Origin of the sequence: Mobilicoccus sp. (genome assembly GCF_032060985.1) — a bacterium.
Lineage (GTDB): Bacteria > Actinomycetota > Actinomycetes > Actinomycetales > Dermatophilaceae > Mobilicoccus.
Map to the genome: position 1 here is coordinate 209,433 of NZ_DAMBGD010000002.1, position 15,359 is coordinate 224,791.

Genomic DNA, 15,359 nt, shown 5'->3' on the forward strand with positions numbered 1-15,359 from the left:
CGGTGAGCCCGGCGCGGGAGCCCAGTGCAGCGGGAGATCACGCAGCGGCCGGATCAGGGCCCCGCACGAGGCCGTCGGTGACCGGTGCGGTTCAGCAGGCGAGTTCGGCCGCGGCGTAGTGGGCTTCGCGCTCGTCCTCGGTCATTCCGCCCCACACGCCGTACGGTTCGCGGACGGCGAGGGCGTGCTCACGGCACTCCAGCAGGACGGGGCAGCCGGCGCACACGAGCTTGGCGGCGGCGTCGCGGGACCGACGACGCGACCCGCGCTCGCCCTCGGGGTGGAAGAACGTCTCCGGGCCGGTGTCACGGCAGGCGCCCTGGTACTGCCATTCCCAGAGGTCGGCCTGCGGGCCGGGGAGGCGGGAGATCTCCGCCATGAGGTCCTCCTGGTGTGCCGAGGGTCAGCCCTCCGGGTTGCCGCATCGTCGTCGATGGGGCACTCTCGGGACGGGGTGTCGTGTCGAAACCCCGATGGGCGCGTCACACCCCGATACCCGTTACTCCGGGGTTCAAACCGCCGATGTGTCCGAGTCGTCCGATTGCTCGGGTCTTCCCACTCCGACAGGGCCCGGGGTGGACGATGATGGGGGAGGGGCCCGCCGTACACCCATGGGTCCGGGCCTGACGAGGAGGAGCTGGAATGACCGTTCCGATGCGGCCCGTGACGTCTGCGAATGCGGGCGTCGGCGACGTAACGAACGACCGTTCCGAGGCGATGTCCTCCATGAACGCCGCATCACCCCTGGCGGATCTGGCCCAGTCGGCCATGGCCGGGGACACCGCGGCGTTGGAGGGACTCATGCTCGCCGTGCGCGAGCGGGCCTTCCGCTATGCCCGAGCCCGGTTGGGGCGGTTCTCGCACGCAGCGGGCGCCGCCGAGGATGCAGCGCAGGAGGTGTGTATTGCGGTGCTCACATCGTTGTCGCGGTACGACGAGCGCGGCGTCCCGTTCGAGGCGTACGTGTATTCGATCTGTGCCCGCAAGGTGGCCGACGTGCAGCGGGCGATGTTCCGCCAGCCGGTACCCACCGACGGGATGCCCGACCGCCCCGATCTCGAGGCGGGGCCGGAAGAACTCGTCGTGGCCGGTTCCCAGGCCGACGAGGCGTGGGCGCTGATGCAGCAGTTGCCCGACCACCAGCGCGAGCTCCTCACGCTCCGCGTCGCGGTCGGGCTGTCCGCCGAGGAGACGGCCACGTCCCTCGGCATGACGGCGGGGGCCGTCCGGGTCGCGCAGCACCGCGCGCTGACCCGGCTTCGGGAGATGTTCAACAAGCGCCAGGGGGATTCGTGATGTCCGCGGGACTCGATTTCGGGCCGATCCGCGACGACGACGAGCTGCTCGACCGATTGGGGTCGAGGCGGGTCGTCGACGACGCCTCCGTCGAGAACGACTCGGTGACGGCCATGCTCGCCGCCTGGACCGCCGAGATCGACGCCGACGAGCGTGAGCACGCCGCCGACGTCGGTCCCCTCGGGCTGCGTCGCGTCCCCGGTCTGGGTGAGGCGACTCCGCGCGTCAAGGTGGTCCAGGTGCGTCGCGCTCGCGCGGTCGGTGTGCTCGGCGCGCTCGCGCTCACCGTCTCCGGCGGTGGCGTCGCCGCCGCACTCACCAACGGTGACATCGTCCCGGTCCGCGAGGCCGTGGCCAAGGTGGCCGCCAAGATGGTGCGGGTCGAGCCCACCGTCACACAGACCGCGGCGGCCGCCCCGGCCGCGGCCCTCCCCCAGGTCGTGGACAGCATCGAGGAGGCCGTGGACAACCGCGACTACCCCCGTGCGCGGGGGATGATCGACGTGCTGCGCCGGGTCATGCCGAGCGATCCTGCCAGCCCGCAGATCACGCAGCAGGTGGAGGCGCTCGCCGAGCGCATCGACGTCGAGGAGCCGCGCACGGGCGTGGCCTCCCCGATCAAGAAGGAGGTCACCGCGACCACGGCGACCGCCAAGATCGACCCGACCTCACCGTCGACGACCCTGCCGGCGCCGGCCACGACCGGACCCACGGCGAGCGCGCCCGTCTCCACGGCGCCCACGACGCCCGACAAGACCGGCGACAAGACCACGGACAAGCCCACCGCCAAGCCCGCGCCCGACACGGATCACCCCACGACGCCGGAGACGGCGCAGCCGGTGCCCACCACGACGCCCGGGGTCGGGAACGCCGGTGGCGGGCAGTCGGCCGGAACGGGCACGAGCACCAGCACGTCACCGGCCAAGAGCCCGCACATCAGCCCCTCGGCCACCGGTGGTTCCGCCGGTGCCACCGCGGGGACGCCGACGTCGACACGCACGGCGTCTGCGACGTCCTCGGCGACGAGTCACGCCGGCGCCACCGCCTCCTCGGCGCGCTGACCTGCGGCGCGGCCTCGCGCCGCGGTCGGCGACCGGACCCCGCAAGGCCGCCGCGTACACTTCGGCCATGAGCGACGCGCATCAGGACGGACCCTTCCACTCCGGCGAGGTGCCGGCCCCGTTCGCCCGGCTCGGGCTGACCTTCGACGACGTCCTCCTCCTTCCGGGAGAGACCGAGGTCATCCCCAGCGAGGCCGACACGAGCAGTCGCGTCAGTCGTCGCATCGAGGTCGCCATGCCGATGCTGTCGGCGGCGATGGACACGGTCACCGAGGCGCGGATGGCGATCGCCATGGCCCGTCAGGGCGGCTTGGGAATCCTGCACCGCAACCTCTCGATCGAGGATCAGGCGCACCAGGTCGACGTGGTCAAGCGCAGTGAGAACGGCATGATCTCCGACCCGATCACCACCTCCCCCGACGCCACGCTCGCCGAGGTGGACGAGGTCTGCGGCCAGTTCCGCATCTCGGGGCTGCCCGTGGTCGACGCCGACGGCACGCTCCTCGGCATCATCACCAACCGTGACCTGCGCTTCGAGTCCGACTTCTCGCGTCGGGTACGCGAGGTCATGACCCCCATGCCCCTCGTCACGGCCTCCGTGGGGGTCGACAAGGACGAGGCGCTCGCGCTGCTCGCCAAGAACAAGATCGAGAAGTTGCCGCTGGTCGACGAGCGCGGTCGTCTGCGGGGCCTGTTCACGGTCAAGGACTTCACCAAGACCGAGAAGTACCCCTACGCGACCAAGGACGACGCCGGCCGACTGCGTGTGGGCGCGGCGGTCGGGTTCTGGGGCGACTCGTTCGACCGCGCCGGCGCGCTGGCAGACGCGGGGGTCGACCTGCTCATCGTCGACACCGCGAACGGACACGCCCGCGGCGTCACCGACATGATCCGGCGGCTCAAGTCCGATCCGGCGTTCCGCGACATCGACATCGTCGGCGGCAACGTCGCCACCCGTGAGGGCGCGCAGGCCCTCGTCGACGCCGGCGCCGACGGCATCAAGGTCGGTGTGGGTCCGGGGTCGATCTGCACGACCCGGGTCGTCGCGGGCATCGGCGTCCCGCAGGTCACCGCGATCTACGACGCCGCACTCGCGGCGCGCCCGGCCGGTGTGCCGGTCATCGGCGACGGGGGTCTGCAGTACTCCGGCGACATCGCCAAGGCACTCGTCGCGGGCGCCGACACGGTCATGCTCGGGTCGCTCCTCGCCGGGTGCGAGGAGAGCCCCGGTGAGCTCGTGTTCGTCAACGGCAAGCAGTTCAAGCGCTACCGCGGGATGGGGTCGCTCGGCGCGATGCAGACGCGCGGACGGGGGAAGTCCTACAGCAAGGACCGCTATTTCCAGGGCGACGTCTCCGACGACGACAAGGTCGTCCCCGAGGGCATCGAGGGGCAGGTCGCCTACCGCGGCCCCCTCGGTGCGGTCGCCTACCAGCTCATCGGCGGTCTGCGGCAGTCGATGTTCTACGTCGGGGCCCCCACGATCCCCGAGCTGCAACGGCGCGGACGGTTCGTCCGCATCACCGCCGCGGGGCTCAAGGAGAGCCACCCGCACGACATCCAGATGACCGTCGAGGCCCCGAACTACGCCGGTCGCTCCTGAGCCGTCGCACCCGGCGTGCGCGTCTCCTCGACCGGCGCACCGGCGGTGCCGACGACCCGTCTCGTGACGGCCGGTGACGGTGCCCGGACCCGCGTCGGCGGGGCCGGGCCGGTCAGGCATCGGTGAGGTCGTGCGCCGCCTCCCTGCGTTCCCAGGCGGCGCCTCGGGCACGACTCACCCTCGCCGCGAGCGACGACGGGGCGAACGTGCCGAGGGTGAGCCGCGCCGCCGCGGCCGTGGGGTGGTGACGAAGGTCCTGGAGGAGGACCTGCCGCGCCCGTCCCGTCTCCCCGGCCCGGATGAGGCCGCGCGCCGTCCTCACGGCCACGTGGGTGCGAGCGGTGGCGAGGAGGTCGGGCCGGCGTCGAAGATCGTGTCGGGCCTCCCGTTCGGCGAGGTCGTAGGCGGCCAACGCGCCGAGACCCTGACGGACGGCGCCGGTGTTCGTGTCGCTGTCCGGGTGCAGGCGATACCGCGTCACCGCCCCCGGGGCGTACCAGCCGGGAGCGCCCCGAGCGGCGAGACGCAGCAGGAGGTGCAGGTCGTAGGCCGTGCTCACCGCGTCCGGTACCGGATCGTCGAGGATCTCGCGACGGAACACCGCGCACGCGAGGTTCATCGCTCCGGAGCCGATGACGGCGTCGAGGCCGTGCACGAGCCCCTCGGGCATGAGCGCGCGGCCGCTGTGCCGGTCGAGGGCGCTCGTGCGGGCCGCGAGGTCGTTCCCGTCGTGGTCGACGAGCCGCAACCGGCCGAACGCGACGTCGATGCGTGGATGCCGGGCGAAGGCGGCGGCGAGCAGCGCGAGCGTGCGGGGCTCCATCGCGTCGTCGTCGTCGAGCTTCGTCACGAGGGGGGAGGCGGCCGAGGCGAGTCCGAGGAGGGCGTTGCGGGCGAGCCCGAGGTCGCGGGGCCGTGGGACGTACACGACGCGGGGGTCGCCGAGCTCCGTCACGAGCCGCCTCGTCGCAGGATCGTCCGCGTTGTCGCAGACCAGGACCTCGATGTCGGTGAGCGTCTGGGCACGCACCGAGGCGAGGGCCTCGGTGAGATACCCGAGCCGGCGATACGTCGGGACCACGACGGTCAGCGTGGGCATGCGTCCTCCTGGCTGCGGCAGCCGGACTCAGGACGAGTCGGCCGCACGACCGCCCTGTCGCTGAACCCGCTCCCACACTCTCTCCCCGATCGCACGATCCTGCCACGCTGCCGGGGTTGCATACGAGGGCCACGCCCGGCGCCGCTTCGAGTTGTGCTCGCTCGCAGGCCTGCTCGGCGGCCGTGCGGTGGAGGGCGGCGGGGGCTCGTCCCCGGTCGGCCGGTCGGCGGTGTCGGACGGTTGTATAGTTGGCGCCGGGGAAGAGGCACCGCGGGGGCACGTCGAGCACATCGAACGCGGGGTGCGAGAACCGTTCGCGTTCAGCCGCAGACGAACGCGGCGCGCACCCGAGTGCCACCGCCGTCCTCTCCTCGAGCGGGGTTTCCGCCGACGACGTGCGGGGGCCGATGGAGTGGTCTGGGGGGAACGTCCTGCCGGACGCGAAGGGGCATCGAGCCAGGGGAGGGGCCCGTAGATGAAGGCAGTCATTCTTGCCGGTGGACTGGGGACGCGGTTGAGCGAGGAGACCACGCTCAAGCCGAAGCCGATGGTCGAGGTGGGCGGTCGCCCGATCCTCTGGCACATCATGAGCGAGTATGCGGCCCACGGTGTCGACGAGTTCATCGTGTGCTGCGGTTACAAGGCCGAGTACATCAAGGAGTGGTTCAGCACCTACGCGATGCGCAACTCGGACATGACGTTCGATCTCGCGACGGGGGACGTCGAGATCCACAAGCGCGACGTCGAGGACTGGAAGGTCACGCTCGTCGACACCGGCCTGAACTCGATGACCGGTGGGCGTCTGCGTCGGGTGCGCGACTACATCGGTGACGAGACGTTCTGCTTCACCTACGGTGACGGCGTCTCCGACACCGACATCACGGCGACGATCGAGTTCCACAAGGCCTCGGGTCGTCTCGCCACGATGACCGTCGTGCAGCCGCCCGGCCGCTTCGGTGCGATCAGCCTCGGCGCGAACGAGACGACGATCGAGACGTTCCAGGAGAAGCCCGACGGAGACGGCGCCTGGGTCAACGGCGGCTACTTCGTGTGCGAGCCCGGCGTCATCGACTACATCGACGGCGACGATTCCACGTGGGAGCAGGAGCCGCTGCGCAATCTCGCGCACGCCGGGCAGCTCAACGCGTACAAGCACCCCGGCTTCTGGCAGCCGATGGACACGCTCAACGACAAGAACAAGCTCGAGAAGATGTGGGCCGACGGTTCGGCCCCCTGGAAGGTGTGGAACTGATGAAGGTCCTCGTCACCGGCACCGAGGGATACCTCGGCTGCCTGCTCGCCCCGATGCTCATCGAGGCCGGCCACGACGTCGTCGCGGTCGACTCCGGGTTCTACAAGAACGGCTGGCTGTACAACGGCCTGACGAGCACGGCGCTCACCCTCGAGAAGGACATGCGGCACCTCACCGAGGCCGACTTCGAGGGTGTCGACGCCGTCGTCGCGATGGCCGAGCTGTCCAACGACCCGGTCGGTGACCTCGTCGGTCCGCTCACCTACGAGATCAACCACCTCGGCTCCTCGCACGTGGCCAAGACGGCCAAGGCCGCGGGTGTCGAGCGGTTCGTCTACATGTCGAGCTGCTCGGTGTACGGCGTCGCCGACGGCACCGTCGACGAGACGAGCCCGGTCAACCCGCAGACCGCCTACGGCAAGTGCAAGTACCTCACCGAGCAGGACCTGTGGGAGCTCGCCGACGACGACTTCCACCCGGTCGCGCTCCGCAACGCGACGGCGTTCGGCGCGAGCCCGCGTCAGCGGTTCGACATCGTGCTCAACAACCTGTGCGGCCTCGCCTACACGACGGGCGTCATCGCGATGACCTCCGACGGCACTCCGTGGCGGCCGATGGCGCACGCGCTCGACCTGTGCAAGGGCATCATGACGATGCTCGACGCGCCCGCGGAGAAGATCCACGCGCAGGCCTTCAACTCGGGCTCCAACGACAACAACTACACCGTGCGCCAGATCGCCGAGACCGTCGCCGCCGAGTTCGAGGGCTGCCAGCTCTCCTTCGGGGAGCCGGGCGCCGACAACCGCAGCTACAAGGTCAACTTCGACAAGATCACCGACACCCTCGGCTACACGGCCGACTGGGACCTCGCGATGGGCGCCAAGCAGCTGCACGAGGTGTTCGACGCGATCCAGCTCGACACCGAGACCTTCACGGGCCGCGGGCACACGCGCCTCAAGCAGATCGACTGGCTGCTCAAGACCGGTCAGGTCGACGACAAGCTCTTCTGGAAGGCGAACCACTGATGGAGTTCACGAAGACCGCCGTCGACGGCTGCTGGATCATCGACCTCACCCCCTTCGGTGACGAGCGTGGCGGGTTCGCCCGCACGTTCTGCGCCAAGGAGATGGCCGAGCACGGCATCGACACGACCGTCGCCCAGGCCAACATGAGCTGGAACGCCAAGAAGGGCACGCTGCGCGGCATGCACCGCCAGATCGCGCCCGCCGCCGAGGGCAAGCTCGTGCGGGCCACCCGCGGGACGATCGTCGATGCCTGCCTCGATCTGCGCGAGGACTCCCCGACGTTCGGCGAGCACGTCATGGTCGAGCTCAGCGCCGAGAACCGTCGCGCGCTGTGGATCCCGCCGTACTGCGGCCACGGGTACCTCACGATGACTGACGACACCGAGGTCACCTACCAGGTGTCCGGGTTCTACAGCCCCGAGCACGAGCGTGGCCAGCGCTACGACGACCCCGCGTTCGGGCTGGAGTGGCCGGGCGAGGTCACCGTCATCAGCGACAAGGACAAGGCGTGGGCCGACTGGGACGGTAAGGAGATCAAGCGTTGATCATCACCGACACCCTGCTGCAGGGGCGCGCCGAGGACCCGGTGAGGGTCGGCATCGCCGGCCCGGGGTTCATGGCCAGGGGCCTCATCAACCACATCATGAACACGACGACCGGCATGAGCGTCGCCGTCGTCTACGCGCGCACCCCCGAGAAGGGCGTCGCCGCGCTGGAGAACGCCGGCATCGCTGCGGAGCAGATCGTCGTCGTCGAGACCGCCGAGGACATCGACGCCGCGGGCGGCCGGGGCCAGGTCGCCGTCACGGCGAACCACGAGGCGATGACCGCGTGCTCCGTCGTCGAGTGCGTCGTCGACTGCACGGGTTCGGTGGAGTTCGGCGCACACCTCGCCCTTGCGACGCTCGAAGGGCGCAAGCACCTCGTCCTCATGAACGCCGAGGTCGACGCGACGATCGGCGTCATCCTCAACAAGAAGTTCACCGACGCGGGCCTCGTCTACACCGGGTGCGACGGCGACCAGCCGGGCGTGCAGATGAACCTCATCCGGTTCGTCCGCGGCCTCGGATGCACGCCGCTGGTCGCGGGCAACATCAAGGGCCTCCAGGACCCCTACCGCAACCCCACCACGCAGGAGGGGTTCGCGCGTCAGTGGGGCCAGGACCCGCACATGGTGACGAGCTTCGCGGACGGCACCAAGGTGAGCGTCGAGCAGGCGCTCGTCGCCAACGCCGCCGGGCTCTCGGTGCACCGGCGCGGCTGCCTTCAGCGCGACCACCGCGGGCACGTCGACGAGCTCACCTCGATGTACGACGTCGAGGAGCTCAAGGAGCTGGGCGGCGCGGTCGACTACGTCGTCGGCTCCAAGCCCGGCCCCGGCGTGTACGTCCTCGCGACGCACGACGACCCCAAGCAGCAGCACTACCTCAACCTCTACAAGCTGGGCGAGGGGCCGCTGTACAGCTTCTACACGCCCTACCACCTGTGCCACTTCGAGGTGCCGACGACCGTCGCCCGGGCCGTCCTACTCGGTGACGCGACGATCGCGCCGCTGCTCACGGCTCCCAAGGTCGAGGTCATCACCGTCGCCAAGAAGGACCTCAAGGCGGGCGAGAGGCTCGACGCGCTCGGCGGGTACACGTACTACGGCGAGTGTGAGAAGGCGCCGGTCGCGGCGGCCGAGCGGCTCGTGCCCGTCGGCCTCGCCGAGGGCTGCGTCCTCACCCGCGACATCGCGAAGGACGAGGCGATCTCCTACGCCGACGTCACCGTTCCCGAGGGTCGCCTGTGCGACGAGCTGCGCCGGGCGCAGGACGAGACCTTCCCGCAGGAGGTGTGAGTCGTGGCGAACGACCGTCCCCAGGACGACCCGAGCCTCGCCGGGCCCGGTCTCGACGGGTCCGCGATGGACGGCGGGGTCGAACCCGTCTCGGCGCAGGCCGGTGCGGGTGTCGGCGCGAGTGACGCGACGCCGGAGCTGTACGACTTCGCCGTCGTCGGCGGTGGCATCGTCGGTCTCGCGACCGCGATGAAGCTCCTCGTCGAGCGTCCGGGCGCGAGCCTCGTCGTCATCGAGAAGGAGGACCGCGTCGCGGCCCACCAGACCGGTCACAACAGCGGCGTCATCCACGCGGGCATCTACTACAAGCCCGGCTCGCACAAGGCGATCCTGTGCAAGGAGGGGGCGCAGCGCACGCGGCAGTTCTGCGACGAGCACGGCATCCCCTACCGCAACACGGGCAAGCTCATCGTCGCGACCAACGACGCCGAGCTCGAGCGCATGAACGCCCTCTACGAGCGTGCACTCGTCAACGAGCTCGACGTCGAACTGATCGACGCGGCCGAGCTCAAGCGGCGCGAGCCGGCGATCACCGGGATCGGCGCGATCTTCCTCAAGACCACGGGCATCGTCGACTACACGCGCGTGTGCGAGAAGATGGCCGAGGTCATCGAGTCCACCGGCGGCACGATCCGTCTGGGCACGAAGGTCACCGACATCACCGAGTCGCTCTCGGAGGTGCGGATCGACGTCGAGGGCGGGGCGCCGTCGGGGCGCCACGGCGGGGCAGGAGTGGCGCAGACCCTCTACGCCAGGCAGCTCGTCGTGTGCGGCGGCATCCAGGCCGACCGGCTCGCGCGCATGGCCGGGATCGACGTCGACTTCCAGATGGTGCCGTTCCGGGGCGAGTACTACCGGCTCGACCCCAAGCACAACGACATCGTCGACACGCTCATCTACCCGGTGCCCGACCCCGACCTGCCCTTCCTCGGTGTGCACCTCACGCTGATGATGGACGGGGGCGTCACCGTCGGCCCGAACGCCGTCATGGGCTTCTCCCGCGAGGGCTATCCCAAGTGGTCGATGAACGCGAAGGACATGCGGGACTTCGTCACGTTCCCCGGGTTCTGGCAGATCGCCAAGAGCCAGCTCAAGACGGGCATCGTCGAGCAGTGGAACAGCATGTACAAGCCGGGGTACCTCGAGCTCGTGCGCAAGTACTGCCCGCAGTTGACGACGGCCGACCTCACGCCCGAGCCCGCGGGGATCCGTGCGCAGGCGGTGCGCAAGGACGGCTCGATGGTCGAGGACTTCCTCTTCTACGAGACCCCACGCATGACCCACGTGTGCAACGCCCCGAGCCCTGCGGCCACGAGCGCCATGCCCATCGGCGACCTCATCGCCGGCAAGGTGCTGGCCCGCGCCTGACGCGCCTCGAACCGGAGGGGAGTGTTCGGACCGGAGGGAATGTCCTCAGGTCCGAACACTCCCCTCCGGTGTGAGAGACCGGAGCCCTCAGCCTCCGGTGTCGACGCCCGCCTCCGGTGCGAGGGGGTGGGCGGCGACCATGCGCAGGGCCAGGGTGGTGAGGTGGTCGGCGAGGGCCTCCGGGGTCCAGGAGCCTTCGTCGCTCCACCAACGGGCGACGTCGACGCCCAGGGAGATGAGCGCGGCGACCGTCATCCTGGGGCGGTCGGTGGCGAACTCGCCCGTGGCGACGCCGGCCGTGACGACGTCGCGGAAGACCGTCGTGATCTCACGTCGCACGACGCTCACCTCGGCGAGGTGCTCGGGGGTGAGGGCGTCGATCTCGTAGTTGACGATCCGCGACATCGTGTGGAGCTCGGCGTGGAGGCGCACCCACGTGTGCATGAGAGCGCGCAGTCGCGCGGTGGGGGAGTCGGCCGACCCCGCCGCCTCCCGGGCGAGGGCGAGCACCTGCTCGTGACCCTCGAGCGAGAGCTCGTGCAGGAGCGACTCCTTGCTCGGGTGATGCACGTAGACCGCCGCGGGGCTCATGCCGGCCGCCGCGGCGATGTCGCGCGTCGTGGTCGCGTGGAACCCCTTGTCGGCGAACGACTCCGCCGCGGCGAGCTTGAGGCGGTCGCGAGTGGTGGGTGCGACGTCCTTCGGCATCTCGACCTCCCCTGGTTGTGGTGCACCTGACAGGCACGATCGCTTGACCCCGACCACGCTCGTCGGAGAGTCTCGTCACAAGAGTGCACTGAGCAAGCGCTTAGTCAAGAGTAGTCGAGCGAGGAGACGGCATGCAGCGCAGCATCTACGACGAGGACCACGAAGCATTCCGCGAGTCGGTACGGGAGTTCGTCGAGCGCACCCTGGCCCCCCGCGCCGAGGAGATGATCCGGGAGAAGACCATCCCGCGCGACATCTGGCTCAAGGCCGGTGAGCAGGGCTTCTTCGGACTCAGCATCCCCGAGGAGTACGGCGGCGCCGGCGTCGACGACTACCGTTTCAACGCCGTCCTCGGCGAGGAGGTCGCGAAGTTCACCAACGCGGTCGCCTCCTGTTTCGGCATCCACGCCGACATCACGGCCCCCTACCTCGTGCACCTCGGCACCGAGGAGCAGAAGCAGCGGTGGCTCCCCGACGTCGCCGCCGGGCGCAAGATCATGGCCATCGGCATGACCGAGCCCTCCGGCGGGTCCGACCTCGCCGCGCTCAAGACCACCGCGGTCCGCGAGGGCGACGAGTGGGTCATCAACGGCTCCAAGACGTTCATCACCAACGGTTACCAGTGCGACCTCGCCGTCGTGGCCGTGCGCACCGACCCCACCAAGGGCGCCAAGGGCATCAGCCTCTTCGTCCTCGAGGCCGGCACGCCGGGCTTCACCAAGGGCAACAAGCTCGACAAGGTGGGCCAGGAGGAGTCCGACACCGCCGAGCTGTTCTTCGAGAACGTCCGCGTGGGCGACGACCACCTCCTCGGCGCCCCCGGTATGGGGTTCATCGAGATGATGAAGCACCTGCCGCAGGAGCGCCTCGGCGACGCCGTCGGCTGCCTCGCCAATGCTCGCCAGATCCTCGCCGAGACGCTCCAGTACACCAAGGACCGCAAGGCGTTCGGCCAGCCCATCGGCTCGTTCCAGCACAACAAGTTCAAGCTCGCGGAGATGGTCACCAAGGCCGAGGTCACCCAGGCGTTCCTCGACCAGTGCGTCGTCGCCCACGCCAAGGGCGAACTCACCGCCGTCGACGCGGCCAAGGCCAAGTGGTGGGCCGCCGAGATGCAGAGCCAGATCCTCGACGAGTGCGTCCAGCTCCACGGCGGATACGGCTTCATGAACGAGTACCGCGTCGCCCGTGCGTGGCGCGACGCCCGCGTGCACAAGATCTGGGCCGGAAGCAACGAGATCATGAAGGAACTCATCGGCCGCGACCTGGGCCTCTGACGGACACACGGGTGGGGTGGGTGCCGTGCGCACCCACCCCACACCGGCACCACCGGCGGAATCGACGACGATCCGCATTCGATCACCACATCGATGACCCTTCCCCACCCCTCACTCTCCAAGGACGCAGATGAACAGGTTCGAAGGCAAGGTCGGCATCGTCACGGGTGCCTCCCGCGGGATCGGGCTCGCGGTGGCCCGACGGCTGATCGACGAGGGGGCGAAGGTCGTCATCACGGCGCGCAAGCCCGACGCTCTCGCCGCCGCCGTGGAGCAGCTCGGCGGTGAGGAGCACGCGATCGCCGTGCCGGGCAACGCCGCCGACACGACGCACCAGGGCGAGGCCGTCCGCACTGCGATCGAGCGGTTCGGCTCCCTCGATCTGCTCGTCAACAACACGGGCATCAACCCCGCCTACGGGCCGCTCATGAAGCTCGACCTCGACATGGCCCGCAAGATCATGGACACCAACGTCGTCGCCGCCCTCTCGTGGGTGCAGCAGTCCCACGCGGCCTGGATGGGCGAGCACGGCGGTGCGATCGTCAACATCGGCTCCGTCGCCGGTCTGCGCGCCGCCCCGGGCATCGCGTTCTACGGAGCGAGCAAGGCCGCGCTCATCCACCTCACCGAGGAACTCGCCGTCGAGCTCGGCCCCGCGATCCGCGTCAACGCCGTCGCGCCCGCCGTCGTCAAGACCGACTTCGCCAAGGCGCTCTACGAGGGCCGCGAGGAGAAGGCCGCCCGCGGGTACGCGATGAAGCGCCTCGGTGTCCCCGGTGACATCGCTGGCGCGGTCGCGCACCTCCTCTCGGAGGACGCCGCCTGGACCACCGGCGTCACCATGGTGCTCGACGGCGGCGCCACTCTCGTCGACGGATCGGCGATCAGCGGGTGACGGCGTGGGCTGACACCCGCGTCGTGGTCACGGGCGCGGCCGGAGGCATCGGCCGCGCCCTCGCCGCGCGTGCGGTGGGCGAGGGGGCCCGGGTCGTGGTCAGCGATGTCGACGAGGCCCGCCTCCGCGCCACCGCGACCGAACTCGGGGCCCACCCCGTCGTCGCCGATCTCGCCACCGACGAGGGCGTCACCGCCCTCGTCGGCGCCGCGGTCGCCCATCTCGGCGACATCGACACGTGGATCGGGAACGCCGGCATCCAGGGTGGTCTCGGCCTCGAGACCCCCGATGCGACATGGCAGCTCGCCCACGAGATCAACGTCATGGCGCACGTGCGCGCCGCCCGCCTCCTCGTCCCGCGGTGGCTGGAGCGCGATCCGGGGGTGGGCGCGGGCACCGAGGCAGGACCGCACGCGGACGCGGGAACAGGCACGGACCCCGACGCCCCCCGACGGCCGCGCGGGCGGTTCGTCGTCACGGCCTCCGCGGCCGGGCTGCTCACGATGCTCGGCGCGGCACCGTACTCCGTCAGCAAGCACGGGGCCGTGGCGTTCGCCGAGTGGATCGCCGCCACGTACGGTCACCGCGGCATCGACGTCCACATCCTCGCTCCGCAGGGAGTCGAGACCGACATCTACCACTCGGCAGGACCGGTGCAGGGCCTGCTGACGATCGACGGGCTCCTCCAGCCCGAGGACGTCGCCGCCGCCCTGTTCGACGCCGTCGAGCAGGGCCTCATGCTCGTCCTACCCCACCCCCGGGTCGCCGAGTACTACCGCGCCCGCGCCGAGAACCCCGACAGGTGGGTCCGGGGCATGCAGCGACTGCAGCGTCATCTCGACGACGCCGCGTCCACCGCGACCGGGTCCGACACGACCCGTTCGACGACCGATCCGACGACCCACCCCCACCCCGACTCCGAGGAGCTGCGATGAAGGCCTGGCAGGTCACCCGACTCGGCGAACCGGCCGACGTTCTCTCCCTCGAGGAGGTCGAGGCGCCCGCGCCCGGCCCCGGCGAGGTCCGCGTCCGCGTCCGTGCCACCGCCGCGAACTTCCCCGACGTCCTCATGATCCGAGGCCAGTACCAGGTGCAGCCGCCGCTGCCCTTCGTCCCCGGCGTCGAGATCTGCGGCGACGTCGTCGCCATCGGTGAGGGCCTGACCCACCTCGAGGTGGGTCAGCGCGTCGCCGGCATGGCCTCGATGCCTCACGGGGGCTTCGCCGAGGAGGCACTGCTGCAGGGACTGTTCGCGATGCCGGTGCCCGAGAAGGTCAGCGACGAGCACGCGGCGAGCCTCACGATCGCCTACCAGACCGGCTGGTTCGGACTCCACCGTCGCGCCCACCTCCAGGAGGGGGAGTGGCTCCTCGTCCACGCCGCCGCGGGCGGGGTGGGCAGCGCAGCGGTCCAGCTCGGCAAGGCTGCGGGGGCGCGCGTCATCGGCGTCGTCGGCGGACCCGACAAGGTCGAGGTCGCCCGCCGCCTCGGCTGCGACGAGGTCGTCGACCGGCGCAGTGAGGACGTCATCGCGCGCGTCAAGGAGATCACCGGCGGCAAGGGCGTCGACGTCGTGTACGACCCGGTCGGTGGCGAGGCCTACCAGCAGTCGACCAAGTGCGTCGCGTTCGAAGGCCGCATCGTCGTCGTCGGGTTCGCCTCGGGCGAGATCCCCTCCCCGTCGCTCAATCACGCCCTCGTCAAGAACTACTCGATCCTCGGGCTCCACTGGGGCCTGTACGCCTCGAAGGACCCGATGTCGTTGCTCGAATGCCATCAGGAACTCGTGCGGATGCTCGAGGCGGGCACGATCGAGCCGCTCGTCAGCGAGACCGTTCCGCTCGAGGACCTGCCCGACGCCCTCACCCGCCTCGGCGCCGGCGAGACGACGGGCCGGGTCGTCCTCGTCCCCTGACACCGGCCCGACGCCGCCCC

The 15,359-nt window shown here is 70.3% G+C and carries 15 protein-coding genes; 12 read left to right on the top strand and 3 right to left on the bottom strand.

Translation table 11 applies throughout. The annotated features are described in order from the left end of the window. Positions 1-91: 91 nt before the first annotated feature. On the bottom strand, positions 92-379 hold the full coding sequence (locus tag RT054_RS02680) for a WhiB family transcriptional regulator (RefSeq protein ID WP_312722575.1): 288 nt from the start codon (positions 377-379) through the stop codon (positions 92-94). A gap of 338 nt (positions 380-717) precedes the next feature. Here RT054_RS02680 and shbA point away from each other — a divergent pair, with 338 nt between their 5' ends. From shbA to guaB, 3 genes are all read left to right on the top strand, one after another. Further along, a complete protein-coding gene (gene shbA, locus RT054_RS02685; RefSeq protein WP_312722573.1) occupies positions 718-1,296 on the top strand; it encodes an RNA polymerase sigma factor ShbA in 579 nt (192 codons plus the stop codon). Continuing rightward, positions 1,296-2,357, top strand: a complete 1,062-nt coding sequence (locus RT054_RS02690; RefSeq protein WP_313022067.1) for a hypothetical protein — start codon at positions 1,296-1,298, stop codon at positions 2,355-2,357. Before shbA ends, RT054_RS02690 begins: the two co-directional genes overlap by 1 nt. 67 nt (positions 2,358-2,424) lie before the next feature. Beyond that, complete coding sequence (gene guaB / locus RT054_RS02695; RefSeq protein ID WP_313022068.1) at positions 2,425-3,960, top strand: IMP dehydrogenase; 1,536 nt, start codon at positions 2,425-2,427, stop codon at positions 3,958-3,960. A gap of 112 nt (positions 3,961-4,072) precedes the next feature. Here the strand turns inward: guaB and RT054_RS02700 are convergent, their stop codons facing one another. Beyond that, positions 4,073-5,059 (bottom strand): glycosyltransferase family 2 protein, encoded by a 987-nt coding sequence (locus tag RT054_RS02700; protein ID WP_313022069.1) that lies wholly within the window; start codon positions 5,057-5,059, stop codon positions 4,073-4,075. Between the two features lie 475 nt (positions 5,060-5,534). Here RT054_RS02700 and rfbF point away from each other — a divergent pair, with 475 nt between their 5' ends. Genes rfbF through lhgO form a run of 5 tightly spaced genes read left to right on the top strand, consistent with a single transcriptional unit; the run spans position 5,535 to position 10,544 of the window. Further along, positions 5,535-6,311 (top strand): glucose-1-phosphate cytidylyltransferase, encoded by a 777-nt coding sequence (rfbF, locus tag RT054_RS02705; protein WP_313022070.1) that lies wholly within the window; start codon positions 5,535-5,537, stop codon positions 6,309-6,311. Continuing rightward, a complete protein-coding gene (locus RT054_RS02710) occupies positions 6,311-7,336 on the top strand; it encodes an SDR family oxidoreductase (protein WP_312722337.1) in 1,026 nt (341 codons plus the stop codon). Before rfbF ends, RT054_RS02710 begins: the two co-directional genes overlap by 1 nt. Further along, positions 7,336-7,881 carry a dTDP-4-dehydrorhamnose 3,5-epimerase gene (gene rfbC / locus RT054_RS02715; protein ID WP_312722336.1) on the top strand — a complete coding sequence of 182 codons (546 nt, stop codon included), beginning with the start codon at positions 7,336-7,338 and terminating at the stop codon, positions 7,879-7,881. Before RT054_RS02710 ends, rfbC begins: the two co-directional genes overlap by 1 nt. Continuing rightward, positions 7,878-9,176 (top strand): SAF domain-containing protein, encoded by a 1,299-nt coding sequence (locus RT054_RS02720; RefSeq protein ID WP_313022071.1) that lies wholly within the window; start codon positions 7,878-7,880, stop codon positions 9,174-9,176. Before rfbC ends, RT054_RS02720 begins: the two co-directional genes overlap by 4 nt. A gap of 3 nt (positions 9,177-9,179) precedes the next feature. Beyond that, positions 9,180-10,544: an L-2-hydroxyglutarate oxidase gene (gene lhgO, locus RT054_RS02725; protein ID WP_313022072.1), complete on the top strand. Its 1,365-nt coding sequence runs from the start codon at positions 9,180-9,182 to the stop codon at positions 10,542-10,544. Between the two features lie 87 nt (positions 10,545-10,631). Here lhgO and RT054_RS02730 read toward each other — a convergent pair whose 3' ends face one another. Beyond that, positions 10,632-11,252 (bottom strand): TetR/AcrR family transcriptional regulator, encoded by a 621-nt coding sequence (locus tag RT054_RS02730; protein ID WP_313022073.1) that lies wholly within the window; start codon positions 11,250-11,252, stop codon positions 10,632-10,634. Positions 11,253-11,383: 131 nt separating this feature from the next. On the opposite strand from RT054_RS02730, the gene RT054_RS02735 reads away from it, so the two are divergent. From RT054_RS02735 to RT054_RS02750, 4 genes are all read left to right on the top strand, one after another. Further along, entirely contained in the window at positions 11,384-12,529 is a 1,146-nt protein-coding gene (locus RT054_RS02735) for an acyl-CoA dehydrogenase family protein (protein ID WP_313022074.1), read from the top strand. 130 nt (positions 12,530-12,659) lie between these two features. Then, the gene (locus RT054_RS02740) at positions 12,660-13,424 is read left to right on the top strand and encodes an SDR family oxidoreductase (protein WP_312722327.1); all 765 of its coding nucleotides are present in this window, start codon (positions 12,660-12,662) and stop codon (positions 13,422-13,424) included. Further along, positions 13,421-14,359, top strand: coding sequence for an SDR family oxidoreductase (locus RT054_RS02745; RefSeq protein ID WP_313022075.1), 939 nt, complete (start codon positions 13,421-13,423; stop codon positions 14,357-14,359). The genes RT054_RS02740 and RT054_RS02745 overlap by 4 nt, the downstream gene beginning before the upstream one ends. Beyond that, positions 14,356-15,339: an NADPH:quinone oxidoreductase family protein gene (locus RT054_RS02750; protein ID WP_312722323.1), complete on the top strand. Its 984-nt coding sequence runs from the start codon at positions 14,356-14,358 to the stop codon at positions 15,337-15,339. The genes RT054_RS02745 and RT054_RS02750 overlap by 4 nt, the downstream gene beginning before the upstream one ends. Positions 15,340-15,359: the final 20 nt, after the last annotated feature.

What these genes read in the sequence shown, in the direction of transcription:
- RT054_RS02680 (WP_312722575.1), bottom strand. Translation starts at nt 379, where the DNA reads ATGGCGGAGATCTCCCGCCTCCCCGGCCCGCAGGCCGACCTCTGGGAA.
- shbA (WP_312722573.1), top strand. Translation starts at nt 718, where the DNA reads ATGTCCTCCATGAACGCCGCATCACCCCTGGCGGATCTGGCCCAGTCG.
- RT054_RS02690 (WP_313022067.1), top strand. Translation starts at nt 1,296, where the DNA reads ATGTCCGCGGGACTCGATTTCGGGCCGATCCGCGACGACGACGAGCTG.
- guaB (WP_313022068.1), top strand. Translation starts at nt 2,425, where the DNA reads ATGAGCGACGCGCATCAGGACGGACCCTTCCACTCCGGCGAGGTGCCG.
- RT054_RS02700 (WP_313022069.1), bottom strand. Translation starts at nt 5,059, where the DNA reads ATGCCCACGCTGACCGTCGTGGTCCCGACGTATCGCCGGCTCGGGTAT.
- rfbF (WP_313022070.1), top strand. Translation starts at nt 5,535, where the DNA reads ATGAAGGCAGTCATTCTTGCCGGTGGACTGGGGACGCGGTTGAGCGAG.
- RT054_RS02710 (WP_312722337.1), top strand. Translation starts at nt 6,311, where the DNA reads ATGAAGGTCCTCGTCACCGGCACCGAGGGATACCTCGGCTGCCTGCTC.
- rfbC (WP_312722336.1), top strand. Translation starts at nt 7,336, where the DNA reads ATGGAGTTCACGAAGACCGCCGTCGACGGCTGCTGGATCATCGACCTC.
- RT054_RS02730 (WP_313022073.1), bottom strand. Translation starts at nt 11,252, where the DNA reads ATGCCGAAGGACGTCGCACCCACCACTCGCGACCGCCTCAAGCTCGCC.
- RT054_RS02735 (WP_313022074.1), top strand. Translation starts at nt 11,384, where the DNA reads ATGCAGCGCAGCATCTACGACGAGGACCACGAAGCATTCCGCGAGTCG.
- RT054_RS02740 (WP_312722327.1), top strand. Translation starts at nt 12,660, where the DNA reads ATGAACAGGTTCGAAGGCAAGGTCGGCATCGTCACGGGTGCCTCCCGC.
- RT054_RS02750 (WP_312722323.1), top strand. Translation starts at nt 14,356, where the DNA reads ATGAAGGCCTGGCAGGTCACCCGACTCGGCGAACCGGCCGACGTTCTC.